30 protein-coding genes are annotated in these 26,479 nt (G+C 64.9%); 14 read left to right on the plus strand and 16 right to left on the minus strand.

The window, feature by feature from the left end; all coding sequences use genetic code 11:
* Positions 1 to 83: 83 nt before the first annotated feature.
* Complete coding sequence (locus ACPPVR_RS15410; RefSeq protein WP_426615045.1) at positions 84 to 668, plus strand: TetR family transcriptional regulator; 585 nt, start codon at positions 84 to 86, stop codon at positions 666 to 668.
* A 51-nt stretch (positions 669 to 719) separates the two neighbouring features.
* Here ACPPVR_RS15410 and ACPPVR_RS15415 read toward each other — a convergent pair whose 3' ends face one another.
* Positions 720 to 1,370, minus strand: coding sequence for a response regulator (locus ACPPVR_RS15415; protein ID WP_426615046.1), 651 nt, complete (start codon positions 1,368 to 1,370; stop codon positions 720 to 722).
* A 7-nt stretch (positions 1,371 to 1,377) separates the two neighbouring features.
* Positions 1,378 to 2,748: a sensor histidine kinase gene (locus ACPPVR_RS15420; RefSeq protein ID WP_426615047.1), complete on the minus strand. Its 1,371-nt coding sequence runs from the start codon at positions 2,746 to 2,748 to the stop codon at positions 1,378 to 1,380.
* Positions 2,749 to 2,948: 200 nt separating this feature from the next.
* On the opposite strand from ACPPVR_RS15420, the gene ACPPVR_RS15425 reads away from it, so the two are divergent.
* The 5 genes from ACPPVR_RS15425 to ACPPVR_RS15445 all read left to right on the plus strand — a co-directional run bounded on the left by ACPPVR_RS15425 (position 2,949) and on the right by ACPPVR_RS15445 (position 7,303).
* Entirely contained in the window at positions 2,949 to 3,719 is a 771-nt protein-coding gene (locus tag ACPPVR_RS15425; RefSeq protein ID WP_426615048.1) for a MotA/TolQ/ExbB proton channel family protein, read from the plus strand.
* The gene (locus ACPPVR_RS15430) at positions 3,716 to 4,402 is read left to right on the plus strand and encodes a hypothetical protein (protein WP_426615049.1); all 687 of its coding nucleotides are present in this window, start codon (positions 3,716 to 3,718) and stop codon (positions 4,400 to 4,402) included. Before ACPPVR_RS15425 ends, ACPPVR_RS15430 begins: the two co-directional genes overlap by 4 nt.
* The gene (locus ACPPVR_RS15435) at positions 4,395 to 5,000 is read left to right on the plus strand and encodes a hypothetical protein (RefSeq protein ID WP_426615050.1); all 606 of its coding nucleotides are present in this window, start codon (positions 4,395 to 4,397) and stop codon (positions 4,998 to 5,000) included. Before ACPPVR_RS15430 ends, ACPPVR_RS15435 begins: the two co-directional genes overlap by 8 nt.
* A gap of 116 nt (positions 5,001 to 5,116) precedes the next feature.
* Positions 5,117 to 5,857, plus strand: coding sequence for a metallophosphoesterase family protein (locus tag ACPPVR_RS15440; RefSeq protein WP_426615051.1), 741 nt, complete (start codon positions 5,117 to 5,119; stop codon positions 5,855 to 5,857).
* Positions 5,858 to 5,863: 6 nt separating this feature from the next.
* Positions 5,864 to 7,303: a serine/threonine protein kinase gene (locus ACPPVR_RS15445; protein WP_426615052.1), complete on the plus strand. Its 1,440-nt coding sequence runs from the start codon at positions 5,864 to 5,866 to the stop codon at positions 7,301 to 7,303.
* Between the two features lie 27 nt (positions 7,304 to 7,330).
* On the opposite strand, the gene ACPPVR_RS15450 is transcribed toward ACPPVR_RS15445, so the two are convergent.
* From ACPPVR_RS15450 to rpe, 4 genes are all read right to left on the minus strand, one after another.
* Positions 7,331 to 7,522, minus strand: a complete 192-nt coding sequence (locus ACPPVR_RS15450) for a hypothetical protein (protein WP_426615053.1) — start codon at positions 7,520 to 7,522, stop codon at positions 7,331 to 7,333.
* Positions 7,523 to 7,544: 22 nt separating this feature from the next.
* Positions 7,545 to 7,724, minus strand: a complete 180-nt coding sequence (locus ACPPVR_RS15455) for a hypothetical protein (protein ID WP_426615054.1) — start codon at positions 7,722 to 7,724, stop codon at positions 7,545 to 7,547.
* 4 nt (positions 7,725 to 7,728) lie between these two features.
* A complete protein-coding gene (locus tag ACPPVR_RS15460; RefSeq protein ID WP_426615055.1) occupies positions 7,729 to 7,869 on the minus strand; it encodes a hypothetical protein in 141 nt (46 codons plus the stop codon).
* Between the two features lie 162 nt (positions 7,870 to 8,031).
* Entirely contained in the window at positions 8,032 to 8,733 is a 702-nt protein-coding gene (rpe, locus tag ACPPVR_RS15465) for a ribulose-phosphate 3-epimerase (protein ID WP_426615056.1), read from the minus strand.
* A 255-nt stretch (positions 8,734 to 8,988) separates the two neighbouring features.
* On the opposite strand from rpe, the gene ACPPVR_RS15470 reads away from it, so the two are divergent.
* Positions 8,989 to 9,801, plus strand: coding sequence for an EF-hand domain-containing protein (locus ACPPVR_RS15470; protein ID WP_426615057.1), 813 nt, complete (start codon positions 8,989 to 8,991; stop codon positions 9,799 to 9,801).
* A gap of 147 nt (positions 9,802 to 9,948) precedes the next feature.
* On the opposite strand, the gene ACPPVR_RS15475 is transcribed toward ACPPVR_RS15470, so the two are convergent.
* Both ACPPVR_RS15475 and ACPPVR_RS15480 read right to left on the minus strand, forming a co-directional pair.
* Positions 9,949 to 10,947 carry a P1 family peptidase gene (locus ACPPVR_RS15475; protein ID WP_426615058.1) on the minus strand — a complete coding sequence of 333 codons (999 nt, stop codon included), beginning with the start codon at positions 10,945 to 10,947 and terminating at the stop codon, positions 9,949 to 9,951.
* Between the two features lie 53 nt (positions 10,948 to 11,000).
* Positions 11,001 to 13,805 (minus strand): PAS domain S-box protein, encoded by a 2,805-nt coding sequence (locus ACPPVR_RS15480; RefSeq protein ID WP_426615059.1) that lies wholly within the window; start codon positions 13,803 to 13,805, stop codon positions 11,001 to 11,003.
* 239 nt (positions 13,806 to 14,044) lie between these two features.
* Between ACPPVR_RS15480 and ACPPVR_RS15485 the strand changes: the two genes are divergently transcribed.
* Positions 14,045 to 14,431 carry a response regulator gene (locus tag ACPPVR_RS15485; protein ID WP_426615060.1) on the plus strand — a complete coding sequence of 129 codons (387 nt, stop codon included), beginning with the start codon at positions 14,045 to 14,047 and terminating at the stop codon, positions 14,429 to 14,431.
* 75 nt (positions 14,432 to 14,506) lie between these two features.
* Here the strand turns inward: ACPPVR_RS15485 and ACPPVR_RS15490 are convergent, their stop codons facing one another.
* The 5 genes from ACPPVR_RS15490 to ACPPVR_RS15510 form a co-directional block, all read right to left on the minus strand.
* Entirely contained in the window at positions 14,507 to 15,625 is a 1,119-nt protein-coding gene (locus ACPPVR_RS15490) for a branched-chain amino acid ABC transporter substrate-binding protein (protein ID WP_426615061.1), read from the minus strand.
* Between the two features lie 161 nt (positions 15,626 to 15,786).
* Positions 15,787 to 16,530 carry an ABC transporter ATP-binding protein gene (locus tag ACPPVR_RS15495; RefSeq protein ID WP_426615062.1) on the minus strand — a complete coding sequence of 248 codons (744 nt, stop codon included), beginning with the start codon at positions 16,528 to 16,530 and terminating at the stop codon, positions 15,787 to 15,789.
* Positions 16,527 to 17,360 (minus strand): ABC transporter ATP-binding protein, encoded by an 834-nt coding sequence (locus ACPPVR_RS15500; protein WP_426615063.1) that lies wholly within the window; start codon positions 17,358 to 17,360, stop codon positions 16,527 to 16,529. The genes ACPPVR_RS15495 and ACPPVR_RS15500 overlap by 4 nt, the downstream gene beginning before the upstream one ends.
* On the minus strand, positions 17,357 to 18,634 hold the full coding sequence (gene livM, locus ACPPVR_RS15505; protein WP_426616114.1) for a high-affinity branched-chain amino acid ABC transporter permease LivM: 1,278 nt from the start codon (positions 18,632 to 18,634) through the stop codon (positions 17,357 to 17,359). The genes ACPPVR_RS15500 and livM overlap by 4 nt, the downstream gene beginning before the upstream one ends.
* A gap of 61 nt (positions 18,635 to 18,695) precedes the next feature.
* Positions 18,696 to 19,613, minus strand: coding sequence for an ABC transporter permease subunit (locus tag ACPPVR_RS15510; protein WP_426615064.1), 918 nt, complete (start codon positions 19,611 to 19,613; stop codon positions 18,696 to 18,698).
* 278 nt (positions 19,614 to 19,891) lie between these two features.
* Here ACPPVR_RS15510 and ACPPVR_RS15515 point away from each other — a divergent pair, with 278 nt between their 5' ends.
* Together ACPPVR_RS15515 and ACPPVR_RS15520 are read left to right on the plus strand one after the other, a co-directional pair.
* The gene (locus tag ACPPVR_RS15515) at positions 19,892 to 20,059 is read left to right on the plus strand and encodes a hypothetical protein (protein ID WP_426615065.1); all 168 of its coding nucleotides are present in this window, start codon (positions 19,892 to 19,894) and stop codon (positions 20,057 to 20,059) included.
* A 211-nt stretch (positions 20,060 to 20,270) separates the two neighbouring features.
* Entirely contained in the window at positions 20,271 to 20,795 is a 525-nt protein-coding gene (locus ACPPVR_RS15520) for a hypothetical protein (RefSeq protein ID WP_426615066.1), read from the plus strand.
* Here ACPPVR_RS15520 and pcaC read toward each other — a convergent pair.
* The 3 genes from pcaC to ACPPVR_RS15535 all read right to left on the minus strand — a co-directional run bounded on the left by pcaC (position 20,757) and on the right by ACPPVR_RS15535 (position 23,406).
* The gene (gene pcaC, locus ACPPVR_RS15525; RefSeq protein ID WP_426615067.1) at positions 20,757 to 21,149 is read right to left on the minus strand and encodes a 4-carboxymuconolactone decarboxylase; all 393 of its coding nucleotides are present in this window, start codon (positions 21,147 to 21,149) and stop codon (positions 20,757 to 20,759) included. The genes ACPPVR_RS15520 and pcaC overlap by 39 nt on opposite strands.
* 102 nt (positions 21,150 to 21,251) lie before the next feature.
* Positions 21,252 to 22,034, minus strand: coding sequence for a 3-oxoadipate enol-lactonase (gene pcaD / locus ACPPVR_RS15530; protein WP_426615068.1), 783 nt, complete (start codon positions 22,032 to 22,034; stop codon positions 21,252 to 21,254).
* Positions 22,035 to 22,050: 16 nt separating this feature from the next.
* Positions 22,051 to 23,406: a 3-carboxy-cis,cis-muconate cycloisomerase gene (locus ACPPVR_RS15535; protein ID WP_426615069.1), complete on the minus strand. Its 1,356-nt coding sequence runs from the start codon at positions 23,404 to 23,406 to the stop codon at positions 22,051 to 22,053.
* Positions 23,407 to 23,577: 171 nt separating this feature from the next.
* Between ACPPVR_RS15535 and ACPPVR_RS15540 the strand changes: the two genes are divergently transcribed.
* The 4 genes from ACPPVR_RS15540 (at position 23,578) to ACPPVR_RS15555 (ending at position 26,472) form a co-directional block, all read left to right on the plus strand.
* Positions 23,578 to 24,024 carry an SRPBCC family protein gene (locus ACPPVR_RS15540; RefSeq protein WP_426615071.1) on the plus strand — a complete coding sequence of 149 codons (447 nt, stop codon included), beginning with the start codon at positions 23,578 to 23,580 and terminating at the stop codon, positions 24,022 to 24,024.
* Positions 24,025 to 24,162: 138 nt separating this feature from the next.
* Positions 24,163 to 24,648, plus strand: a complete 486-nt coding sequence (locus tag ACPPVR_RS15545; RefSeq protein WP_426615073.1) for a (2Fe-2S)-binding protein — start codon at positions 24,163 to 24,165, stop codon at positions 24,646 to 24,648.
* A gap of 33 nt (positions 24,649 to 24,681) precedes the next feature.
* Positions 24,682 to 25,488: an FAD binding domain-containing protein gene (locus ACPPVR_RS15550; protein WP_426615074.1), complete on the plus strand. Its 807-nt coding sequence runs from the start codon at positions 24,682 to 24,684 to the stop codon at positions 25,486 to 25,488.
* Positions 25,489 to 25,551: 63 nt separating this feature from the next.
* Complete coding sequence (locus ACPPVR_RS15555) at positions 25,552 to 26,472, plus strand: AAA family ATPase (RefSeq protein ID WP_045008455.1); 921 nt, start codon at positions 25,552 to 25,554, stop codon at positions 26,470 to 26,472.
* Positions 26,473 to 26,479 lie beyond the last annotated feature (7 nt).

A 26,479-nucleotide genomic window follows, 5' to 3' on the forward strand; every position in this document is an offset into this window, starting at 1 on the left:
CTTTCCGAGACGGCCGGCAAGGGCGCTTCGGAAGCAGCTCCATCGCCGGGTAACTGAGCCCTTCAAGGGAACATGGTGCTGGCATGAACGAAGCCGTTGTCTTGACGCCGGAGCGGATCCTCGAAGTCACCGAGGATGTGCTCAGGCGCTACGGACTTGCCAAGGCCACGGTGGTCGACGTTGCCCGTGCGCTCGATGTGAGCCACGGCAGCGTCTATCGCCATTTCCCGAGCAAGGCCTCGCTGCGCGAGGCCGTCGCAAAGCGCTGGCTCGACCGCATCGATGCGCCGTTGCGCGAGATCGCCGCGGAGCAGGGCCCGGCGCCGGCGCGGCTCGAGCGCTGGCTGCGCACGTTGTTCGCCGCCAAGCGTTCGCGCGTGCTCGACGACCCCGAGATGTTCGAGACCTATCTAACGCTGGCACGCGAAGCCTGCGCGGCTGTCAGATGCCACAAGGACACCATGATCGACCAGATCTCGGCAATCCTGTCCGACGGCGTGAAGCAGGGTGTGTTCGAGGAGGCCGACGTCAAGATCACCGCGCGCGCACTGTTCGATGCGACCGTCCGCTTCCACCATCCGGCCCATGCCGACGAGTGGAAGGATGCGGATCTGCCTGCCCGTGTCGACGCAGCGCTCGCGCTGCTGCTGCGCGGGTTGAAGGCTTGACGCTCTTACCCTCCCCCTCCAGGGGAGGGTGAGAAGCCGACTCTCCCCCCGCTAAATCCTCGTCAGCCCGCAACTCGCCGCCAGCCGCACGAGCTGCGCATCCGTGCGTGCGCCAGTCTTCGTTTTGATCAGATAATGATAGTTCTGCACCGTCTTCACACTGAGATTGAGATGCGCCGCGATCTGCTCGGTGGTGGCGCCGCCGGCGAATTGCCGCAAGATCTCGATCTCGCGTTCGCCGAGCTGATCCAGCGCTGAGCCCGCCGACAGGCTGTCCTCGGCCAGCACATGCGCGATGTCGTCGCTCATGGCGCGCTCGCCGCGCGCGACGCTGCGGATGGCGCCCACGACGGCGGATGGCTCGCTGCTCTTCGTCACGAAGCCGCTCGCGCCGGCGCTAAAAGCCGCCTTCACCAGCACGGCCTCGTTGTGCATGGTGAAGACGAGGATGCGTGCCCGCGGGTTGCGGGCGCGGATGTTGCGGATTGCCTCCAGCCCGCTGGCGCCGGGCATCGAGATATCCATCACGATGACGTCGGGGTCATGCGCCTTGAAGGCGCTATAGGCATCCGCGGCGTTGTCGGCCTCCGCCACGACGTGGAGATCGCCCTGGCTCTCCAGCACGCGCCGGTAGCCCTGGCGGACGATCGGATGGTCGTCGACCAGCAGCACGGAGATGCCTGTTGCTGCGACCTCGCTCATCTCGGCCTCACGCAGCCAGCGGGATGGTGGCGGCGATGCTGAGGCCGCGATTGGCGGGCAGGATCGACAGCGATCCGCCGGCGGCGGCGACGCGCTCGCGGATGCCGGTGAGGCCAAAGCCGGCCGACTGCGCCACGCGCGTCGCATCGCCGCCGCCGTCATCCTCGACGTGGATCAGAAGCGCATCGTCCTCACCCGTGCGGCGTTCGATGCGCAGGGAGATCTCGCGGGCCGAGCTGTGGCGTAGTGCGTTGGTCAGGCATTCCTGGGCGACGCGATAGGCGGTGGTGGCGGCCGGACCGCTGATGTTGGTGAGGTCGCCCCTGAGGTCGAGCTGGATCGTCGGCTGGGTTGCGCTCTGCGAGCGCCAGCTGTCGACGAGATTGACGAGGCTCGCCTCGAGCCCGAGCTCCTCCGGCAGGGGATTGCGCAGCCGCTTCAGCGCATCGCGCAGCGACGCCATCAGATGATGGGTGGCCTGCGAAATCATGCGCGCATCCTGCGCGATGCCGTTATCCTTGGTCCCCTTCGCGCCCGCCATCTCGATGGTGTCGGCGAAGGCGAGGATCGCCGAGAGATTTTGTCCGAACTCGTCATGCAGCTCGCGGGCGAGCGCGCGCCGCTCGTCGTCGCGGATCTCGATCAGGCGCCGCGTCAGCGCGGCACGCTGCTCGGTGGCTTCCTCCAGCCGGGTACCGAGTTTCTCGACGGCGCCGCCGATCATTGCCAGCTCCATGGAGCGGAAGCGCGGCAGTTTCGTGCGATAGTGCCCGCGCGCCATGCGCTGCAACGCGGTGACAATCGTGCGCGCCGGCGCCAGCGCATGTGCAATGGCGAGCGAAGCCAGCAGCGCGATTGCGGCCGCCATCAGCAGCGCGACGTCGATCACGTTGAGGATGTACTCCCAGGCGAGCGAGATCGCGGCCGCTTCATCCGGCGTCGCGACAATCGTTCCGGCAGCCGCAGCGCGCGGACTGACCGGCCGCACCACTTCGGCATGGCTGCCGAGGAAGGTCGGCACGATGGAGGCGAACCAGTGCGGCGGCGTCTTGCCCAGCCCCTCGCTCTGGCCGCAGAGCGGCTTTTCGAACGCCGTTGTCGGCTGGAACTCGACGCAGACGCCGGGCGAGATCAGCTTCATCGTCTCCAGTGTGCGCCACTCCGGAACCGGAAGAAGATGCTCGCTCGTTCTGCTGCTGCGCAACAAGAACTCGTGCCAGTACAGCCCCTGAAGCGCCTGCGCGACCCGCTGCGCGGAGGCCGCAGTCGCCCGGTCGACGCTGCGATAGGCGTCGAACGTGGCCCATACGGTCGCCGCGCCCAGGCACAGCGCGACGATGAGAAGCAGACGGGCGACGAGCTGAAGCACGAGGCGCATGCGATCACCCTCAACGTTTGGTAGGGTCAGCCTAACAACGCCGCCGCGCCTTGCCAATTGCGGGGAACGGCAGGATTTGCAGCTCGGGCAAATTTCCCAAGCCGGATTGGGCATGGCTCTTTGGACCGGGCACGATAGCTTTGATCTAATGGCTGGGGAATCGTTGCAGGCCAATCGTTGCAGTTAAGGAGCGGTGCAGCATGAGTTCGATGACGATTGGACCGATCGCGGGCCCAGCTGCCGACCCATCCGAGCGCAGCGCGCTCCTGTTCTGGATGATCTTCACCGGGCTATCGATCTTCGCCGTCTTCCTGTTGTGGCGGTTCGGCCTGATCCATTTGATGCTGACTTCGGACCGGACCTATATCTCGAGCGTGATTGCGCTGCTCTATGTCGTCACCTGCGGTCACTGTTTCGTTCGCACGCGGGCGATTGCCCGTGAAGGCGCGGCGGCGCGGCGCTGCCGTGCGGTGCTGTCGGCGCCCGAGGGCGGCAAGACGCTCGATGCGAGCGCGACCGCGCTGCCGCGCGGGTTGGTGCGGGATCACATCGACAGCCTCGTGACCAAGGCCGCGGCGCAGGACTACCGGCCGGTCGACCAGACGCTGCTGCTGCGGACGCTGGCCGACCGCCTGCGCGGCTCCAACGGCTTCGGCGCCTTCGTCTCCGACACGCTGATGAAGCTCGGCCTGCTCGGCACCATCATCGGCTTCATCATCATGCTGGCGCCGATCGCGGGGCTCGATGCTGCCGACAAGGTCGCGATGCGGTCCTCGATGGGGCTGATGAGCGACGGCATGGCGGTGGCGATGTACACGACGCTGGCCGGCCTCGTCGGTTCCATCCTGGTCCGCATCCAGTACTACATGCTCGACGCCGCGACCCAGCGTGTGTTCTCCGATGCTGTGGTGCTGACCGAGACCTATGTGACGCCGGTGCTCGAGCGCAAAGGCGCTGGAATGCCGTCATGATGGATGATTTCGGCCTTTATCCGCGCGAGGAGCCGTTCGATCCCCTGGGCGTGATGCTGTTCAAGGCGCTGCAGGTGGTCGCCTTCCTGTTCTTCCTTGCTCTGCTCGCTGTCTCCCCGGATGCCAAGGAGGGCAAGATCGACTCCAAGGCGGAGTTCATGATCACGCTGGACTGGCCGGACAATCATCCTGACGATCTCGACCTGTTCGTGCAGGATCCCGCCGGCAACATCGCCTGGTATCGCCACCGCGAGGCCGGCTTCCTCACACTCGACCGTGACGACCGCGGCGGGGCCAACGACTTCATCATGGTCAACGGCAAGAAGATCGCCTCGCCCATCCGCGAGGAGATCGTTACGCTGCGCGGTATCGTCCCCGGCGAATACACCGTCAACGTCTCGCATTTCGTCGCCACGACCGGTGAGCCCGTCACGGCCAATGTGAAGGTGCAAAAACTCAATCCGGTCGCGCAGGTGGTCTTCGACAACAAGTTCACGCTCGACCACACCGGCGACGAGAAGACCGCGGTGCGGTTTCGGCTCGATGCCGAAGGCAAGGTCGTCGATGTGAGCCAGCGGCCGAAATCGCTGCTCGAGACGTTCCGCAGCACCTGGCGCAATGGGGCCGATCTCGACCCGAGGACCGGTGTGAGCAAGAACGCTACGAGGATCCGCCGTGATTAATCTGCAAACGGTCATCCTCACCCTGTCGGTGGCCTATGCCGTGATCGGCGCGCTGCTACTGGTCGTGCTGGTCTATGCACGGCTGCATTGGTCGCTGAAAGCGGTCGCGGTGGTTGTGACCAGCGCCTTCTATGTCGTGAGCTTCACGGAAATGCGCGGGCTGCTCGGCTGGGCCAGCGCCGACCGGCTGCCGACCTCCTTCAAGCTGCTCCAGGCCCGCATCGTCGAGCCGCATTCGCTGGAAGGTGATCCCGGCTCGATCTATCTGTGGGTCGAGGAACTCGATGAGGACAATCGGCCGAGCGGCATCCCGCGCGCGTTCCGCGTCCCTTACAATGACAGGCTTGCCGACAAGACTCACACGGCTGAGAACGAGATCGCGGCCGGGCACCCGCAAGGCGGGCGAGCGGCGGATTTTGGCGGCGGGGACGGCTCTCTGATCGACATGGTCCGGGAATATGTGACGCCCAAGGTCATCCTCGAGACCAGCGGCGGCGATTCCTCGACCGGGGAGTTCAATGCGCCGCCGGCCGGCGCCCAAGGCGCCGTGTTCACGCCGCTGCCGCCGCCCCGGATGCCGCCGAAAGACGAACAATAGCCTCTTCACCATCACGTCAGCGGTGCGCTGGTAAACCGTCCCGCGCTGGCGCATCTTGCCCGCGTCCCTCAAATTGGCTTTATCGGCCCCAATAAGAATTTGAGGGTGGAGGGTGCGTGCTTCTCGCTGTCTTCTCGGATATCCACGGCAACCGGCAGGCATTCGAGGCGTGCCTGAAGGTGGCGCGTGCGAAGGGCGCGGAGCGGTTCATCCTGCTCGGCGATTTCGTCGGCTATGGCGCCGATCCGGAATGGGTGGTGGATACCGCCATGGAACTGGTAGCCCATGGGGCCGTCGCCGTGCGCGGCAACCATGACGAAGCCGTCAACACCACGACCGAGACCATGAATGCCGAGGCGCAGGTCGCGATCGAGTGGACCCGCGGTCGCCTCGACGTGGCGCAGCGGCGCTTCCTGGCCGAGTTGCCGATGCTCGTGGAGGACAGCGATCGTCTGTTCGTGCATTCGGAGGCCTCGAGCCCCCAGCGCTGGCACTATATCCGCTCGACGGCGGATGCGGCCAAGAGCCTGATCGCGACGCCGGCCCATGTCACCTTCTGCGGCCACGTCCACCGGCCGGGGCTTTATTCGATGTCGGTGACGGCGAAGATGACGGGCCTCGTGCCAAAGACCGACGTCTCCGTGCCGCTGCTGCGCGGGCGGCAATGGCTTGCCGTGCTCGGCTCGGTCGGCCAGCCGCGCGACGGCGATCCGTCCGCCGCCTTCGTGCTGTTCGATACGGCCTCCTGCCAGATCACCTATTGCCGCGCGCCCTATGACATCACGAGCGCGGCGAGCAGGATCCGCGAGAACGGGCTGCCGCCTTGGCTCGCCGACCGGCTGTCGCAGGGGCGCTAGAAGCCGATGCCCAAACCCATGGTCAAGCCGGGAGCCGAGATCGACGGTTACACCGTCGGCGAATGCGTTCACGCCGGCGGCATGGCGACGCTGTGGACCGTCACCCATCCCGGCATCGACGTGCCGCTGCTGATGAAGATCCCGCGGGCGTCGGAGGGCGAGGACCCGGCAGCGATCGTCTCCTTCGAGATGGAGATGATGATCCTGCCGAGGCTCGCGGGTCCGCACGTCCCGGCCTGCTTCGGCACCGGCGATTTCGCGCACCAGGCCTATGCCGTGATCGAGCGTATCGCCGGCACCACACTGTACAAGCGGCTGCCCGACCTGCCGCTGCCTTACGAGGAGGCGCGGCAGCTGGTTGCGAAGATCGCGGCCGCGCTCGCCGATCTGCACCGGCAGAACGTGATCCATCACGACATCAAGCCGAGCAGCATCATGTTCCGCGACAGCGGCGAGGCGGTGCTGATCGATTACGGCCTGTCGCACCACAACCACCTGCCCGACCTGTTGCAGGCGGAGTTCCGTTTGCCTTACGGCACCGCGCCCTATATGGCGCCAGAGCGGCTCCAGGGCGTGCGCGACGATCCGCGCAGCGATCTGTTTTCGCTCGGCGTGCTGCTCTATTTCTTCACTACTGGCGAGCGGCCGTTCGGCGAAGGCGAGACGCTGCGCGCGATGCGGCGGAGGTTGTGGCGCGATCCGCATCCGCCGCGCAAATTGCGCGCCGACTATCCACTCTGGCTCCAGGAAGTGGTGTTGCGCTGCCTCGAGATCGAGCCGGAGTGGCGCTATCCGACCGCGTCCCAGCTCGCCTTTGATCTCGCCCATCCGGACCAGGTCAGGCTGACAGCGCGCTCGGAGCGGATGAAGCGCGATCCCTGGTCCGTGGCGTGGCGGCGTCGCTTCAACCAGGACGTCATGCAGCCGCGGGCAAAGTCGGATGTCGCGGAGCAGATCGCCTCGAGTCCGATCCTCGCGGTCGCGCTGGATACTATGGAAGGCGCGCCGGAGCTGAACGAGGCGCTGCGCATGACGACGGAACGCATTCTGGCAACCCTGCCGTCAGCGCGGCTTGCCTGTCTCAATGTGCTGAAGCTCAACCGCATCGCGATCGACCGAACGCTGGACGAGCAGGGTTCCAACAAGCACATCGATCGGTTGGTCGCGCTCCGGCATTGGGCCACGCCGCTCAAGCTGGACGAGAGCCGGCTGTCGGTTCATGTGCTCGAATCTGTCGATCCCGCCGCCGCGGTCTTGGAGTTCGCCGAGGTCAACCAGGTCGACCATGTCATCATCGGCGCGCGGCAGGGCTCGTTCAAGCGCTCTCTGCTCGGCAGCGTCTCGGCGAAGGTCGCGTCGGAAGCGACCTGCACCGTCACTGTGGTGCGGCCGCCGCGGATGGCTGGCGATGCGCGTGAGGCGGATGCAGGCGACGCGGCTGGGTAGGTCGCGCCCAGCGTCGGGAAGAAGAGATCAGGCCGCGCGTGCAGTGTGGGCAACGCGTTTGCGGCGGATCGGCCAGGTGAACTGCGGGCCGGACTCGCCGTGATCCGGGCTGCCGCCGAAATACTGGATGATCTCGCGGCAGAGTTCGCAGTTGAAGAGGTTACGCGACGCGGATGCCTTGGTCATTTCCTTCAGGCAGTTCGGGCAGTGCGGTTTCATCAATTCAAGTCCAAAAAAGATTTCAATGTCGGCGCGGCGACCGGAACGGGTGGTCCAGGTCCGCTGTCTCGGGCCCGGTGTCGTCGCCGATCTCGCCTTCGGTGCGCTCGAGCCGGCCGAAGAAATAGTCGAGGTTCGGATGCGGACGTCGCGGGATGCGGCACCTGCGTTTCGGCTGACGCTTCACGAGTGCGATCTGCATGGCATCAGGCCCGATATCGGTCGCGACCGACGATGCGGGTGGAACGCGCCGTGACCTTCACCGGTCCCGCCGATGGGCCAAACACAACAAATGTACAAAAACCAATCCACAACGCCACGCCAGTCCAAACCAGGGTCGTCGTCATGATGTGCTCCCGTCAAAGGCAGGCAGGAGTCACTAGCGGTGATTTGCGCGAATCAGTGAAGCCCGGATGAGTACGGGTCGAGGTTGCAATATTAGGCATTGCGCGCCGTGAACACCCGTAAGACCCGCAGATTTGCGAGCGCTTATGCCGCGCCTGACGCGCTCAGATCGCTTCGCCGCGTGCGCCGGCGGCCGCGTTTCGGATCGCCGCGATGTTGGTCTTGTACGCCTCTTGCGTGCCGCCCTTGAACACCGAGGTGCCGGCGACGAAGGCGTTGGCGCCGGCCGCCGCAAGCGCACCCGCGACATCAGGGCCGACGCCGCCATCGACCTCGATGTCGATCGGCCGGCCTGCGGTCATCGCGCGGATGTCGCTGATCTTGCCGATCGCGGAGCGGATGAAAGCCTGGCCGCCGAAGCCGGGATTGACCGACATCACCAGCACGAGGTCGACCAGGTCGAGCACGTATTCGAGCACGCTGATCGGCGTGCCCGGATTGAGCGAGACACCGGCCTTCTTGCCGAGCGCGCGGATTGCCTGGAGCGAGCGGTGCAAATGAGGACCCGCTTCGGCATGAACGGTGATGTGGTCGCAGCCGGCCTTCGCGAAAGCCTCGAGATAGGGGTCACAGGGCGAGATCATCAGATGCGCATCGAAGATCTTCTTGGTGTGCGGGCGCATCGCCTTGATGACGTCGGGGCCGTAGGAGATGTTGGGAACGAAGTGACCGTCCATCACGTCGAGATGGAGCCAGTCGGCCCCGGCGGCCTCCACCGCGCGGACCTCCTCGCCGAGCCTTGAGAAATCGGAGGCCAGGATCGAGGGGGCGATGGCCAGGGGGCGGGGGGCGAAGGCTTGGGTCATGGCGCGGTGTCCCGTGGCGGCGATGAGTGGAATTGGCTTCGCCTAACATGGGCTTCCACGCCGGGCAATGCAGGGGAGGTGAGCTTCCTGTGGGCGGAAAATTCTGCCGTCTCCGGCATGAATTGCCGATGTTCCCTGATCCGGCAAAGCTTGGTGGACGCGGATTTCATTGGGCTTTTCGCGCTGGCACGACGCTTGCTGATCTGACCGCCAGAACATTGGCCGCGGCATGCCGCGTGGGTTGGAGTTGTGCAAATGTTGTTTGCGCTGGGTGCCGTCTCGAGTGCGCTTGATGCCATTCAATCGCTGACGAACTCGAAATCGTCGTCGTCGACGCAGAAGACGGGATCGTCGCAGACCGCGACGAACCCGTTTGCGATCGACAGCAGCAGCAACAGCACGAGCAGCGGCGCGACCTCGTCGGTCAATTCCGGCAATTGCGCCCAGATCTCGTCAGAGACGATGAGCGCGCTGATCGCCGCACAAAGCCAGTCGACGAGCAGCACGAGCGCCACGAGCAGCTCGACCAGCTCCACGTCGTCGAGCGCGACATCCTCGACGTCGACCAGCCGCGACGCTGCGCTGAAGGATCTGTTCTCGCAGATCGATGCGGACGGCGATGGCAAGATCACCAAGTCCGAATTCGAGAAAGCGCTCGGTGCCGGCGGTACCAACACGGCGCAGGCCGACGATGTGTTCTCCAAGCTCGATACGAATTCCGACGGCAGCGTCAGCCTCGACGAGATGTCGAAGGCGCTGAAGAGTGGCGGCCATCATGGCGGCCACCACCACGCCGCGAGCGCGAGCGGCTCGGGTGATACGTCCGGCAGCAGCTCGGATTCCTCCTCTTCGTCGTCGAGCGGCGGGTCGACCTCGACCACGACGACCGGCTCTGACGGATCGACCACCACCACTGTCTCTTACGCCGACGGCTTCAAGATGACGACCACGGTGCCGGGCGCGTCGGCCAGCGGCACCTCGCCGTACGACCTGTTCGCGCAGTTGATGCAACGTCAGGGACAGGCTTCGTCCGGGTCCACGGCCTCTTCGATGTCGATGAGCGTGTAAGCTCTCCATCCAATTGACGCTGTCATGCCCCGTGAAAGCGGGGCATCCAGTACGCCGCGGCTTCTCGATTCAATCACTGCTGTCTCTGGAATACTGGATCGCCCGGTCTTCGCCGGGCGATGACGCGTGGAGAGAGGGCCGCTCTCACTATGCGCCGAACCGATCCTTCCACGCCGGCAGCGCGCCTTTGAACGGCAGCGCGGTCGCACTGTGGACGCCGCGGGCAATCGCGCGCGCGACCACGTTGGCGGCGACCATGCCGAGCTCGGTGAGGCCAACGACCGGGTCGATCGGCTTCGCGCATGTGGCTGCCGCAAACAGCACGTCGCCGTCAGTCGGGGCGTGCACCGGATAGATCGCACGGGCAAAGCCGGTGTGCGCGATCATCGCCAGCCGCTTGGCCTGGGGCTTGGTCAGCGTAGCATCAGTAACGACGACGCCGATCGTGGTGTTTTCGCGCTCGCTTGCGGCTGGCCCGCCCTTGATGCGCATCCTGAGCATGTCGTCGGTGAAATGATCGGGCAGTCCGTGGCCACCGAACTCGCCGTTGATCTCGAACGGCGCCGCCCAGAACCACGGACCGTCCCCGACGGTGGCGCTGCCCACCGCATTGACGGCGACGACCGCCGCGACCTTGACGCCGTCGGTCGTCACCGCCGAAGCCGAACCGAGCCCGCCCTTGAAGGTCGCGGTGGTGGCACCGAGGCCGGCGCCGACGCTGCCGAGCGCAAACTCCGTCCCGGCGGAGACCGCCGCGGCATAGCCGAGGTCGCGATAGGGCGAGAAACGGCCCCACGCCTTGTCGCCGCCATTGAGCAGATCGAACAGGATCGCGCCCGGCACGATCGGGATCAGCGCCTCGCGAACGCGGAAGCCGCGGCCCTGTTCGGCGAGCCAGGCCTGCACGCCGCCGCCGGCATCGATCCCGAAGGCGGAGCCGCCGGACAGCGCGATCGCATCGACGCGCTCGAGCGTGCTGGCGAGGTCGAGCAAAGCGTCTTCACGCGTGCCGGGGCCGCCGCCGCGGACGTCGATCGCTGCCACCGCTGGCTGGTCGAACACGATCGCCGTTGCGCCCGAGGCGAGCTTCGCATCCTGGGCATGACCGACGCGAACGCCGGCGATATCGGTGAGAAGGTTTTTCAAGGACGGCACTCCATGCGCTGCTGTCTCAGCGATAGCGCAGGGACGACGCAGGCTCAACTCGCCAGCGCCGTCCTGAGCATCTTGGCGAGCTCGGACTTGCGGTAGGGCTTTGCCAGCAGCAGCACGCCGGAATCGAGCCGGCCGTGATGGACGATGGCGTTCTCCGTGTAACCCGAGGTGAACAGCGTCTTCAGGTCGGGACGCCGCCGTGCCGCCTCGTCGGCAAGCTGGCGGCCGTTCATGTTGCCGGGCATGATGATGTCGGTGAAGAGAAGGTCGATGTCCTCGTCGGCATCGAGGATGATGAGAGCTTCGGCCGCGTTGGCGGCTTCGAGAGCGGCATAGCCGAGGCTCTTGACCTGGGTCACGACATACTGCCGCACCAGCGCGTCGTCCTCGACGATCAGGATCTTCTCGTCGCCGCCGGCGATCGGCACGTTCTGGAGCGCCTCGTACTCGGTCTCCTGCACGCCCGTGGAGCGCGGCAGGTAGATCTTCACGCTCGTGCCGTGGCCTTCCTCGCTGTAGATCTTGACGTGTCCGCCGGACTGCTTGACGAAGCCGAACACCATGCTGAGCCCGAGGCCCGTGCCCTTGCCGACCTCCTTGGTGGTGAAGAAGGGGTCGAACACCCGCTCGATGAGGTCTGGCGGGATTCCGGAGCCGGTGTCGCTGACGGCGATCATCACGTAGCTGCCGGGGGTGACGTCGGCATTCATGCTGGCATAGCCGTCGTCGAGAAAGATGTTGCGCGTCTCCAGCACCAGAGTGCCGCCATTGGGCATGGCATCTCGCGCGTTGAGCGCAAGATTGAGAATCGCGGAGGTGAGCTGGTTCGGATCGACCAGCGCCGGCCATGCATCCTCGGTGAGCTGGGGCGTGATGGTGATCTGCTCGCCGAGGGTGGGATGCAGCAGTTTGGCGGCCTCGACCGCCAGCGCATTGACGTCGATCTCGCGCGGCTGGAGCGGCTGCTTGCGGGCGAAGGCGAGCAAGTGCTTGGTCAGTTGCGCGCCGCGTTCCGCGGCGTCGTCGATCAGCCTGGTGATGGCGGCGAGCTCCGGACGGTCGGCCACCGCGTCCGCCAGAATGCCGATCGTGCCGGTGATGACGGTGAGCACATTGTTAAAGTCATGGGCGACGCCCCCGGTTAGCTGGCCGATCGCGTCCATCTTCTGGACCTGCCTGAACTTGGCCTCAGCCGCCTGTTGCTCGGTCAGGTCGCGTCCGATGAAGAAATGCCGTTTCACCGGGTCGGACCAGGTGCCCATCCAGTTCAGAGTGACCTCATGACCATCGTAGTGGTAGTAGCGCGCCTCGAAGCTGCGCTTGGTCCGGCCGCGTCGGGCCGCACGCATCTCGTTGCGCGTGCTCTCGAGGTCGTCGGGATGGATGAACTCGGTTGCGCAGTGTCCGATCATGTCGTCCGGGCTGAAGCCGAGGATGTCCTTCACGCTGGGGCTGACCTGGATGAAATTACCAAAACCGTCGGTGACCAGGATCAAGTCCTGCGAGGTCTCGAAGATGCGCTGGCGCTCCTCGATCTCCCGGCGCAGCTTCTCTCGGGACTGTTTCTCTTCCGTGATGTCGTGGGCGATCTTGGAAGCGCCGATGATTTCACCGGTGTCCGATCGCAGCGGGGAGATGTTCAGCACGACGTCGATCTGGCGGCCGTCCTTCCGGATGCGGATCGTCTCGTGCAGGGCGATCGTCTCGTTACTGCTGATCCGGTTGAGGATACCCCTGACTTCGGCCTTTCGGTCCTCCGGTACGATGATGTCGATCGGCTTGCCGATGGCTTCCGCGGCGGAATAGCCGAACAGATGTTCGGCGGCGCTGTTCCAGCCCGTGATGATGCCGTCGAGCGTTTTCGTGATGATGGCATCATTGGCGGACTCGACGACGGCGCCGTAGAGCGCGAGGCGTTTGCCGTAGTAGTCGCGGTCGAAGGCCGACTGTTCGCGCAGCCGGCCTACGAGGCTCACCGTGTTGGCCTGGAGGCGGACATTCTCGATCAAGAGGACAGCGAGCACGAAGCTCGAGGCGCCGAGGCCGTAGAGGCGGCCGACGTAGAAGCCGAGATCGTAGCGCGAGACATTGACGATCGCCGACAGCGCAATGTCGAACAGCCAGGCGCACATCACGACCATGAGCCAGACGTCGATCACCGTGTACGGCTTGCGAAACCACAGCGTGATCAGCGCTGCGAAGCTTAAGGACCAGACGAACGACACCACCCCGATCATGGTGGTGGTGTAGCGGCCGTCCTTGAGCAGGACCGGCAGCAGATCGTGCTGCGCAGTGACGATCCAGGCGATGGCGATGATCGCCGCGACGACGCCGAGAACCGCGAGCGCGATCGGACGCGCGGCAGGCCCCTCGATCCTGTTGCCGCCGTTGCTGTCCTTGAGCCAGCCATAGGCCAGCACGAACAGCGGGAAGCCGCCGTGCCAGATCATGTAGAGCCAGACCGTGGTCTGTGAGCCTGCACCCAGCAGTCCGGTCGGTGCGAACAGTCCGGGGAAGGTGAGGGCGTGGGTTACTGCCGCCGCCGCCGTGAACAAATATCCGGTCGACAGCAGCAGCAGCGCACGGCTGCGCAGGACGGCGAATTGCGACAGCAGCAGAACCGCGGTGATGATGTCGCTGACGGTGAGCGCCGACTGGTAGCTGGCCACGAAGGCCGGCACCGGCGCCAACGGCATACCCGCGAATGGAACAGCCAGTGCGAACAGAACCGCGGAGATTCCGACGATCGCCAATGCTGCAGTGCGATCACTCTGCGCGGCCGGCAAGGTCGAAAGGAATGTGCTTCGGTCGTTCTTTGCGTGCACGTTGAGCTCTCGCTGGGTCGTCATGGGGTAGTCCACGTGACTTCGTAGGCAGGCTGTCTTGGGCCCCATGGTAGCCGGCTCCGGGCGCGCGTCCTGAGGGGACCGGTCCAAGACTCAACCGAGGGTTACAGCTTACTTAACTTCGACAGGGACGTGGAATAGGGAATTGGTAAGGTTGGCTTTACTGGAGGGATTCATACTGCCTTGCCGCACGTCGCCGCTGAATTGAACCAATTAATGATACGAATCCGGGAGTTGTTTCCATGCCCCGCATACTCGTTGTCGACGACCAGAAGGACGTCCGAGCCATGGTCGGGATCGTACTCCGGATCAACCGCTATGACGTGGTTGAAGCGGAGAGTGGGGCGGCCGGCCTGAAGGCTTTCGGCGAATGCGCTTTCGACGCGGCGATTGTCGATATTTTCCTGGCGGATACCAGCGGCGTCGACGTCATGGCAACCATTCGTGAGCGGGTTCCCGGATTTCCGATCGTGGCTATTTCCGGCATGACGACGCTGGATTTCATGGACGAGGCGCCTGGTCTTCATGGCATCGTCTGCCTGCAAAAGCCGTTTCGGCCGAATGACCTGCTGCAAGCGCTCAGCAAGGCGCAGGAAGCGGCGGGCGGAGAACTTTCCGCAGCCGTCTGACCGTGCCGGAAAAGAAAACGCCCCGGCGAACCGGGGCGTTGGTGACGTTCTGACAAAAAGGTCAGGCGACCTGTCTCAGGTGCCGTTGCCTTTGATCTCGGCGTAGCCGCCTTTGGCATCCCACTTGTAGACGACGTAGTCGAGCTGCTTGATGTCGCCCTTGGCGTCATACTCGATCGGGCCGATCACGGTGTCCCACTTGCCGGCCTTCATCGTTTCCATGACCTTCTTGGCGTCGGTGGTGCCGGCCTTCTTGGCCGCCTGCGACCAGACCTGCATCGCCGCGTAGGTGTAGAGTGTGTAGCCCTCGGGGTCGATGTTCTTGGCCTTGAAGGCATCGACGATCTTCTTCGCAGTCGGCTTCTCGCGCGGATCGGGGCCGAAGGTGAACAGCGTGCCTTCGCCGGCCGGACCGGTGATGGAAGCGTACTCCTTGTCGGCGAGCGCATCGCCGGCCATCAGGATGGTCTTGAGACCCTGGTCGCGCATCTGGCGCAGGATCAGGCCGCTTTCCTGATGGTAGCCGCCGACATAGACGAGATCGATGTTGTCGCGCTTGAGGCGCGAGACGATCGCGTTGAAGTCCTTGTCGCCCTTGTTGTAGGACTCGTACATCTTCTCGGTGACGCCGGCCTTGTTGAGCGCCTTCTTGGTTTCATCGGCAAGACCTTTACCGTAGGTGGTCTTGTCGTTGAGGATCGCGATGTTCTTGCCCTTGAAGTTCTTGGCGATGTACTGGGCGGCGATCAGGCCCTGCTGATCGTCGCGGCCGCAGACGCGCGCCACGTTCCAGAGCTTGCGCTCGGTGAAGAGCGGGTTGGTCGAGGCCGGCGTGATCTGAAGCACGTTGCCGTCGGCATAGGCTTCGGAGGCGGGAATCGACGACGACGAGCAATAATGCCCAACCACGAACGGCATCTTCGCGCTGGCGATCTTCTCGGCGACCGAGCGCGCCTGCTTCGGATCGCAGGCATCGTCCTCGATGTCGAGCGCGAGCTTCTTGCCGTTGACGCCGCCGGCGGCGTTGATGTCAGCCAGCGCCATCTCGGCGCCGTTCTTCAATTGGCGGCCGAAGGCGGACTCGCCGCCGGTCATCGGGCCTGCGACTGCGATGGTGACATCCTGCGCGAATGCCGCGCTCGAGAGCGCGATCGACGCTCCGAATGCCAGACCGATGAGCTTCAGTGATTTCATGAGATACCTCGCGGGTGGTCGCCTGTGGAAGTTGCCGGGCATGCCCGGTCCAAACCGGCGCCATTGTTGAATGAATCTGCCGAGAAGTCACCGGCAAAATACGGGCATTCGCGGAGATATCTCGCCACATTCGGCCGCCGGCGGCCCGGCGCTGGGCGGCGTCAGCCGTGCCGGCCGCCTTCCAGATAGGCGGCGCGAATCTCGGGGCGTTGCAGCAACTCGGCGCCCGTCCCGGCGAGCGTGATCAGGCCGTTGACCATGACGTAGCCGCGATGGGCGAGCTTGAGCGCATGGTTGGCGTTCTGCTCGACGATCAGGACGGTGAGGCCGTCCTGCCGGTTCAGGGTACGGATCGCGTCAAAAATCTGGCGGGCGATCAGCGGCGCGAGCCCGAGCGAGGGTTCGTCGAGCAGGAGCAGGCGAGGGCGGCTCATCAAGGCGCGGCCGATCGCCAGCATTTGCTGCTCGCCGCCGGACAGCGTACCGCCGCGCTGGGCGTAGCGTTCCTTCAGCCGCGGAAACAGCGAGAACACGCGCGCAAGCGTCGCCTCGCGTTCGGAATCGGTACATTCGGTGGCATCCGCGCCCATCTGGAGGTTTTCCGCCACGCTCATGCGCGGGAAGATGCGCCGTCCTTCCGGCGATTGCGCGATGCGCAAATGCGCGATCTCGTGGGTGGGAACGTCGGTGATGTCGCGGCCTTCGTACAGAATCTGGCCGGCGCGGGCGCGCGGCTTGCCGAAGATCGTCATCATCAGCGTCGATTTGCCGGCGCCGTTGGCGCCGATCAGCGCCACGATCTCGCCGGCATTGATCTCGACATCGACGCCCTTCAGCGCCTCGATCTTGCCATAGGCCGCACGCAGCCCGCGGATCGCGAGCAGGGGAGTGGGCGCCGACGTCACGACCCGCTCTCCATCACGGCCACGGCCTCGTCCTCGTCGGTGCCGAGATAGGCGGCGATCACCTTGGGGTCGTCGCGGACCTCCTGCGGTGTGCCTTGCGCGATCTTCACGCCATGGTCCATCACCACGATGTGGTCGGAGATCTCCATCACAACGGACATATCGTGCTCGATCAGGAGGATCGAGGTGCCGAGCTCATTGCGGATCGAGAGCAACAGCTCGCTCAATGCGGCGCTCTCTCGCGCGTTGAGGCCGGCAGCGGGTTCGTCGAGGCACAAAAGCGCGGGCTCGGTACACATCGCGCGCGCAATCTCGAGCCGGCGCTGGTCGCCATAGGCGAGGTTGCCGGCGGCGTCGTCGGCGCGGTCGAGCAAATTGATCCGCTTGAGCCATTCGGTGGCGAGATCGATCGCGCGCTTTTCGGCGCCGCGGTAGGAGGGCGCGCCGATCAGGCCGAGGAAGGTGAAGCCGGAGGCGCGCATCAAGGCGTTGTGCTGCGCCACCATCAGGTTTTCCAGCGCGGTCATGCCGGGAAACAGCCGGATGTTCTGGAAGGTGCGGGCGACCTTGGCCTGCTTGGCGATGCGGAAATCGTTCAGCCGCTCCAGCGCAATCTGCTTGCCGTCGTCATGGGTGAGGCGGATGGAGCCGCCGCTCGGCCTGTAAAAGCCGGTGATGCAGTTGAAGACGGTGGTCTTGCCGGCGCCGTTCGGTCCGATCAACGCCGTGATCTTGTTCCGCTCGGCCGCGAACGAAAGGTCCTGCACGGCGACGATCCCGCCGAAGCGCATGGTGAGCAGGTCGACGCTGAGAATCGTCTCGCCGCTCATCCGTGCCCTTCCTTGACGAGGTCGGAGGAGATCGCCTTCGCCTTGGTCAGATACACGGTCGGTGCGCGATGACCGATCAGGCCGCGCGGCCGCCAGATCATGATCAGCACCATGGCAAGGCCGAACACCAGCATGCGATAGGTCTCGAGGCTGCGGAACAGCTCGAAGCCGCCGATCATGGCGAGTGCGGCGAGCGCCACGCCAAGCTGCGAGCCCATGCCGCCGAGCACCACGATGGCGAGCACCAGCGCCGATTCCTGGAAGGTGAAGGATTCCGGGCTGATGAAGCCCTGGCGTGTCGCGAAGAATGCGCCGGCGAAGCCGCCGAACATGGCACCGGTCGCGAATGCCGTGAGCTTTGTCGTCGTGGTGTTGATGCCGAGCGCGCGGCAGGCGACCTCGTCTTCGCGCAGCGCCTCCCAGGCGCGGCCGATCGGCAGGCGGCGCAGGCGGATCGTGACCCAGTTGGTGAGGAGCGCCAGCGCCAGGATCACGTAGAACAGGAACACGATACGATGGGTCGGCGAATACTCGATGCCGAGCTTGGCGGCGAGCCCGTCGTCGCTGTTGTCGAGCGGGATGCCGAAGAAGGAGGGACGCGGAATGCCGGAGACACCGTTGGGCCCGCCGGTCAACTCCTGCCAGTTGATGATGACGAGGCGGATGATCTCGCCGAAGGCGAGCGTCACGATGGCGAGATAGTCGCCGCGCAGGCGCAGCACGGGGAAGCCGAGCAGCACGCCCCAGAACGCGGCAAGGATGCCGGCGAGCGGCAGGCAAACCCAGAACGACCAGCCGAAATTGGTGGCCAGCAGCGCGTAGGAATAGGCGCCCACCGCATAGAAGGCGACGTAGCCGAGGTCGAGCAGGCCAGCGAGGCCGACCACGACGTTGAGGCCCCAGCCTAGCATCACATAGGTGAGCACGAGGATACCGAGGTCGAGGATGTAGCGCTGGTCATAGAAGATCACCGGCACCAGCAGCGTAAAGCCGAGCAGCGCCGGAGCGAGGTAGCGGCCGATGAACGACAGGCCGCTTTGCACGCCAGGTGGCACCAGCTTCTCGGTACTGGTCTGACCGATCCATTGCCGCAATAACTCGATCACGATCGAGCCGCCGAACACCGCGGCGACGACAGAGGCAAGGTCGCCGAAGCGCGTCCAATAAGTGAGCTGGCCGTCGGAGCCTGCCTCGGTGCGGATGCCGATCATCAGCGAGAACAGCACCAGCGCGATCAATGCGTTGATGAAGGCGGTCTTCAGAAGGGCGGGGATGCCGGCGGTGCGACTTGCGTGCGTGCTCTCGTGCTGGATGGGTGTCACGCGGGGCGGCCCGTCAGACTTTTTCGACTTCGGGACGGCCGAGCAGGCCGGTCGGCATGAAGATCAGCACCACGATCAGGATCGAGAACGCGGCGACGTCCTTGTACTCGACCGAGAAATAGGCCGACCAGAACGTCTCGATCAGGCCGATCGCGAGGCCGCCGAGCATCGCGCCGGGCAGCGAGCCGATGCCGCCGAGCACGGCAGCGGTGAACGCCTTGATGCCGGCGACGAAGCCCATGAAGAAATCGACCAGGCCGTAATAGAGCAGGTACATCAGGCCGGCGACCGCGGCGAGCGCGGCGCCGATCACGAAGGTCATGGAGATGGTGCGGTCGACGTCGACGCCGAGCAGCGCTGCCATGGTCTGGTCCTGCTCGCAGGCGCGCATGTCGCGCCCCAGCCGCGTGCGCGACACCAGCCAGGTGAAGATGGCCAACAGCACGATGGTGGTGATGACGACCAGAATCTGGACGTTGGATAGCCGGATCACGAAGCCGTCCGCGCTCTCATGCAGCGTGTAGCCACCGGTGATGAGCGGCGGGATCGGCTTGACGCGGGCGCCCTGTGCCACCTGCGAGAAGTTGACCAGCACGAAGGACATACCGATCGCCGACAGCATTGGCGCGAGGCGGAAGGAGTGACGCAGCGGCCGGTAGGCGATGCGCTCGATGGTCCAGCCATAAAGCGCGGTGATCGCCATCGAGACCAGCAGCACGACGATGAGGATCAGCGGGATCGCGGTCAGGCCGAACGAGACCAGGATCAGGAAGGTGATCAGGGAGATGAAGCCGCCGATCATGAAGACGTCGCCATGGGCGAAGTTGATCATGCCGACGATGCCGTAGACCATCGTGTAGCCGATCGCGATCAGGCCGTAGATCGAGCCGAGCACGAGGCCGTTGATGAGCTGCTGGGCGAAATAATCCATAGACTGCCGTTACCCAAACCTGACGCGGCTCAAAGGGAGCTCTTCATTAGAGAGTTCTTGGGCCCCGGCAGCCCTTGAGCATTCTCTTCGTTTTGTAACAGGAGGGAACTGGCGGCTGCAACTGGCGAGGTCTCGGCACAAAGGCTTGTACAGAGGTCATTTCGTTACGGGTGTCATGTCCCGGTTCCGCACTTGCCAGGAACCGGGTTCCGAGTGGCAACCAAAATGGATGGCAGCCGTTATCTCCGCTCTGACGTCCAACAAGGGAGCTCCCCCAAATGACGAAGCAGCAGAACCAGAACCCGGGCCAGCAGGGCCAGAAGCCCGGTCAGCAGCAAGGCGGCGGCCAGAAGCCCGGCCAGCAGCAGCAGGATCCGAAGCACCAGGGCGACAAGCCCGGCCAGCAGGGCGGGCAGCACGGCCAGCGCGACCAGGACAACAAATAGATTTGGAGGCCCAAAACCTTGGGAGCCCGAAGCGAAGGGTAGTGAAGCGAGGCCCCGCCGAAAGGCAGGGCCTTTCGCTTTGGCCACGCCCCTGGCCGGGCGGTTAAGGTAAACAAAGGGTTTAAATTGCCGCCACGGTCTGATGCGAGTTAGCTCCCGGCAAAGCCGGCCGCCCGTGGAGGGCCGCGGGCAAAGCGAAGCGGGAAGCGGCATGTTCAGGAATTGGCGGATCGGCTCGGTCAACGGCGCGCTGCTGGCGGCTTATTTCATTCCGGCCTGGTCGCTGGTTGCCTTCAACATCATGGTGGCGCCGGTGCACGGCCTCTACGAGCGGCCGACCGTGGCCGTGGCGCTGTTCCTCAGCGACCATCTCCAGATGTCCGGCATCAGCACGGTGCGCGCCGCCTGGCTTCTGGCGCTGGGTCGGCTGACTGTGGTGGCGTTCTTCGCGATCTATCTCGCGCTTCTCGTCGTACCCCGCACCCGCAAGAGCGGCGGCAGCGACGAGGCGCTCGGCATTGCGCTGGCGATCGGCAGCCTGATCTCGTTCGCCAGCATGATCATGGCATCGAAGGTCGCCGAGATGGCCGCGCTCCGGCTGCATGCCACCGAACTCCTGCTGCTGCTCGGTGCCGCCATCGTGCTGGTGATCGAACGGCCGGCGGCGGTGCCGCAGGTCGCCGAGGCGCCGGCGCCGCTAGGTCTTGAGCAGGCCGAGCTCCTGCACAATAGCTGAGGCTTCCTTGACGGCGTGGTTCGCCGCCGGAACGCCGCAATAGATCGCTTGTTGCAACAGAATTTCCTTGATGTCGTCGGGGGTGAAGCCGCCCTCGGCGAGCGCCGCACGCACGTGCAGTCGAAATTCGTCCCATTGCCCGAGCGCGACCATGGTGCCGATCACAAGCACCCGCCGCGTGCGCTCGTCGAAATGCGGCCGCGTCCAGATCTCGCCCCAGGCATAGCGCGTGATCATGTCCTGGAAATCGGTGTTGAAGGCGTTGCGGCCCGCGATCGACTTGTCGACCCAGGCATCGCCCAGCACTTTTCGGCGCACATTCATGCCGGCATCGCGGCGCTTCTGGTCGTCCATTTTATCCTCCTCCGTCATTGCGAGCGCAGCGAAGCAATCCAGAATCTTTCCGCGGAGGCAGTCTGGATTGCTTTGCTGCGCTCGCAATGACGAGCTGTGAGATTAACGTTGCGTCAAAAATCCCACCACCGCGTCCGTAAACGCGTGCGGCTGCTCCACGTTGGAAATGTGGGCGGCATCGATGATGGTCATGCTCGCGCCGGGAATCTTCGAGCGGATCAGTTCGCCCGCTGAGATCGGCGTCGCCATGTCGTGGCGGCCGGCGATCACCAGCGTCGGGCTCTTGATCTTCGGCAGCAATTCGCGCTGGTCTAGCGTCGACAGCGCCTCGCAGCAGGCGAGGTAGCCTTCGACGGGTGAGGCGAGCAGCATCGCCTTCATCCTGGCGGTGATCTGCGGCTCGCGCTCGCGGAAATCCTGCGTCAGCCAGCCCGCGATCACGGCATCGGCGACCGCGGCGATGCCGCCCTTCTTCACGGCATCGATGCGTTCAAGCCATTTGGTCGGCTCGGCATAGTAGCAGGAGGTGTTGGCGAGGATGAGCTTGCCGAACCGCTCCGGCGCGTTCGCGCCCAGCCATTGCCCGACCATGCCGCCCATCGACAGGCCGCACCAATGCACCTTCTCGATGTTGAGATCGTCGAGGATCGCGAGCACATCGCGGCCAAAGCGCTCCATCGTGTAGGGGGCGGGCGAAACGCTGGACTTGCCGTGGCCGCGGCGGTCGTAGCGGATGACGCGGAACACCTGCGGCAGCGCCTTCATCTGTGGCTCCCACATCTGAAGTGTGGTGCCGAGCGAATTGGAGAGCATCAAGGTCGGCCCGCCGTCGCGGCCCTCGACGGAGACGTTGAGCAGGCAACCGTCGGCATCGATCATGGGCATGGATGGCGTCTCCGTTTTATTCGCGGTCGAGGCTGTCGAGCAGGCGGTCGATCAGGGCTTGGGAAGCCCCTTGATAGGCCATCGGCTCGAACAATGCCGCAATTTTCTGGGGCGTGAGATGCGCGGTGACCTGCGAATCGGCCGACAGCACCTCGCGCAGATGTTTCCTCTCGGCGACCGCGCGCTTGCTCGCGGCCTCGATGAGATGATGCGCATCGCTCCTGCCGATCTTGTCGGCCAGCGCAAAGGTGACCGCTTCCGCCATGATCAGGCCGTGCGTCGCATCGAGATTACTGCGCATGCGCGCGGCGTCGACGACGAGGCCCTCGGCGATATCGACGATGGCCGCGAGCGCCCCTGAAGTGACCAGCATCAATTGCGGCAGCGTCGGCCATTCCGCGTGCCAGGGGCCGGCGCTGCGCTCGTGGTCCTGCACTTGCGCTGCAAAAATCGTCGCCGCGAGCTGCGGGGCCATGGTCGCGCAACCCAGCGCGCTTGCGGCCGCGACCGGGTTGCGCTTGTGCGGCATGGTCGAGGAGCCGCCGCGGCCTTCGCCAGCGGGTTCAAACGCTTCGGCGACATCGGTCTGCATCAGCAGCGAGACGTCGCGGGCGATCTTGCCGCAGCTCCCGGCGAGAATCGCGAAGCACGATGCGGCTTCCGCGATCCGGTCGCGATGGGTATGCCAGGGCGCATCCGGCAGCGGCAGGTTCAACTCCTGGGCGAGCCGCTCGGCGACGACGAGGCCCTTGTCGCCGAGCGCTGCGAGCGTGCCGGCGGCGCCGCCGAATTGCAGTGCCAGGCCTTCGCGGCGAAGCCGCCGCAGGCGGCAGCGTCCGCGAGCTAGGCTTGAGGCATATTCGGCGACCTTCAAGCCAAAGGGCATCGGCAGCGCGTGCTGAAGCCAGGTTCGTGCCACCATCGCGGTGTTGCGGTGGGTGCGCGCCAGCGTCGCAAATCCCTTGATGGCGCGGCTGAGGTCCGCATCCATCGCCTCGATGCCTGCGCGCAGTGTCAGCATGGTCGCGGTGTCGATGACGTCCTGGCTGGTCGCGCCCCAATGCACGTAGCGGGCGGCCTCGCCATCAGCCTTGGCGACATTGGCGGTCAGCGCCTTGACCAGCGGGATCGCGAGATTGCCCGATCGCGTCGCGGCCTCCGCGAGCGCGGCCATGTCGAAAGAATCGGCCTTGCAGGCCGCCTCGATCGGGCCCACCGCAGCCGCAGGAATCACAGCCGTTGCGGCTTCGGCCCGCGCCAGAGCTGCCTCGAAATCGAGCATATTCTGGAGGGCGGACCGGTCGTCGCAGACGGCGCGCATGGCTGCGCTCGACAGCATCGGCGCAAGCAGGGGGGAGAGGGCTGTGCTCATGTTGTGCGGGACCTAACCACCATGGCCCGGCTGTGCCAATCCCAAACCGGCCGCGCAAGCCTTTTGCAGTTGCGAATATGCATTGCATGTGCCCGGGGCCCGCCCTTTCCTTTGCGGCCTCCGTGCGTTACTTGAACAGTATTATTCTGATGCGATCCGGGAGATGCCCCCATGGCCATGACAATGAACGGCGAAGTCCAGCTTGCGGCGCCGCGCGAGGCCGTGTGGGAGAAGCTCAACGATCCGGCGGTGCTGAAGGCCTGCATCCCCGGTTGCGAGGAGCTGGAGAGGACCGACGACGGCGGTTTCCGCGCGGTGGCGAAAATGAAGGTCGGGCCGGTGTCGGCGCGCTTCAAGGGCAAGGTCACGCTCAGCGATCTCGACCCTCCGAACGGCTACAAGATCTCCGGCGAAGGCGAGGGCGGCGTGGCCGGCTTCGCCAAGGGCGGCGCGGTCGTGAAGCTTGCCGAGAAGGACGGCGGCACGTTGCTCGCCTACGACGTCGAGGCGCAGATCGGCGGCAAGTTGGCGCAGCTCGGACAGCGCCTGATCAACGGTACCGCCAAGAAACTGGCCGACGAATTTTTCGCGAATTTCGTCAAGGCGGTACAGGGCTGAAGGCCTCGCCTTTCGGCATGGCGGCTTGCGTCCCTGGCGATGTTGCCCCGGCGGACAATGGCCCATATGATAGGTTGGAATAATTATAAAAAAGAACCGCTTCGACGGGACCCGTCGGGGCGCTGATAGAGAGTGCTTATGGCAAAAATCTCCCTCATCGTGAACGGCAACCCTGTTACCGGCAATGTCGACCCGCGTACGCTTCTGGTGCAGTTCCTGCGCGAGAATCTGCGGCTGACCGGCACCCATGTCGGCTGCGACACCTCGCAGTGCGGCGCCTGCGTCGTGCATCTCGACGGCAAGGCCGTGAAATCCTGCACCACGCTTGCGGTGATGGCCGACGGCCACGAGGTCAAGACCATCGAAGGGCTGGCGGCCGACGGTGCGCCGCTGCATCCGATGCAGGAGGCCTTCCGCGAGCACCATGGCCTGCAGTGCGGATTCTGCACGCCCGGCATGATCATGACCGCGATCGACATCGTGCATCGCAAGGGCAACGAGCTCGACGACCACACCATCCGCGAGGAGCTGGAAGGCAATCTCTGCCGCTGCACCGGCTACCAGAACATCGTCGCCTCGATCGCCGCCGGCGCGAAGGCGATGGCGAACTCCGATCTCGCGTAACCCGCGCGCGCATTCCGCGATCAGGACACTCACATGTACGAATTCAAATATCATCGCCCCGGAACCGTGCGGCAGGCGGCCAACCTTCTGGTGAAGAACGAGGACGCCAAGCTGATCGCCGGCGGCCATACGCTGATTCCCGTCATGAAGCAGCGCCTCGCGAGCCCGCCGCATCTGGTCGACCTCTCCCATATCGAGGGGCTCAACGCGATCGAGCTGAAGGGCCGTTCGCTGGTGATCGGCGCCACCGCCAAGCATGCCGAGGTCGCGACCTCCGCCATCGTCGGCGAGGCGATCCCGGCGCTGGCAAATCTTGCGAGCCAGATCGGCGATCCCGCCGTGCGCCACAAGGGCACCCTCGGAGGCTCGCTCGCCAACAACGACCCGACCGCGGATTATCCGGCCGCGGTTCTCGCGCTTGGTGCGACCATCGTCACCAACAAGCGCCGGCTCAAGGCGGAAGAGTATTTCCAGGGGCTGTTCACGACCGCGCTGGAAGCCGACGAGATCATCACCAAGGTGATGTTCCCGCTGCCGAAGAAGGCGGCCTATATCAAATTCCGCAACCAGGCGTCGCGTTATGCGTTGGTGGGCGTGTTCGTGGCGCGGCGTCCGTCGGACGTGCGCGTCGCCATCACCGGCGCAGGCTCCGATGGCGTGTTCCGCGTCGAGGCGTTCGAGGAAGCGCTGAAGAAGCGGTTCTCGTCGAAGGTGCTGGAAGGCATCGAGGTGCCCGCGGAAGGCCTCAACAGCGACATCCACGGCAGCGCCGAATACCGCGCGCATCTCATCGGGGTGCTGACGCGCCGCGCCCTTGACGCCGCCAATGCCAAGGAATGAGTGGGCCGCACGCCCTGGCCCAATACTTGCCCCTCGTGAGGGCGTAGCGAGACTGGCTCTTTCATGACTTCAGCGGCCAATACTTCCGGTGCCTTGCCGGCATCGGTCGATGCGATGCTCGAACTCTTGACCTCGCGCGGCTATCTCGCCGAGCGGTCGCTGGCGACGGTGACTTACCTCTCGCTGCGTATGGGCCGGCCGCTGTTCCTCGAAGGCGAGGCTGGCGTCGGCAAGACCGAGATTGCAAAGGTGTTGTCGGCAGCGCTGGGACGGAAGCTGATCCGCCTTCAGTGCTATGAAGGTCTCGACGTCTCCTCCGCCGTCTACGAATGGAACAGCGCCGCGCAGATGATCGCGATCCGGATGGCGGAAGCCGCCGGCGATACCGACCGCGATCAGCTCTCGAGCGACATCTTCGCCGACCGCTACATGATCAAGCGGCCGCTGCTTCAGGCGCTGGAGCCTGACGTCGCCGGCCCTCCGGTGCTGCTGATCGACGAGCTCGACCGCGCCGACGAGGCGTTCGAGGCTTATCTGCTGGAAATCCTCAGCGACTTCCAGGTGACGATCCCCGAATTCGGCACCGTGAAGGCGCCGCATCCGCCGATCGTCATCATCACCTCCAACCGTACCCGTGAGATCCACGACGCGCTGAAGCGGCGCTGTCTCTATCACTGGGTCGATTATCCCGCCGCCGATCGCGAGCTTGCCATCGTCAAGTCGCGCGTGCCCGGTATCTCGGCAAAGCTGTCGCAGCAGGTCGTGCGCTTCGTGCAGGCGTTGCGCAACCAGGACTTCTACAAATCGCCGGGCGTCGCCGAGACCATCGACTGGGCGACCGCACTGTCCGAGCTCGACGCCCGCTCGCTGACCCCGCAAGTGGTCGGCGACACGCTGGGCGCGCTGCTCAAGTACCAGGACGACATCACCCGGATGCAGGGCGACACCTTGCAGAAGGTGCTGAAGGAAGCGACGAGCGACTAGCAGTCAT

The organism is Bradyrhizobium sp. McL0616 (genome assembly GCF_049993385.1).
Lineage (GTDB): Bacteria > Pseudomonadota > Alphaproteobacteria > Rhizobiales > Xanthobacteraceae > Bradyrhizobium.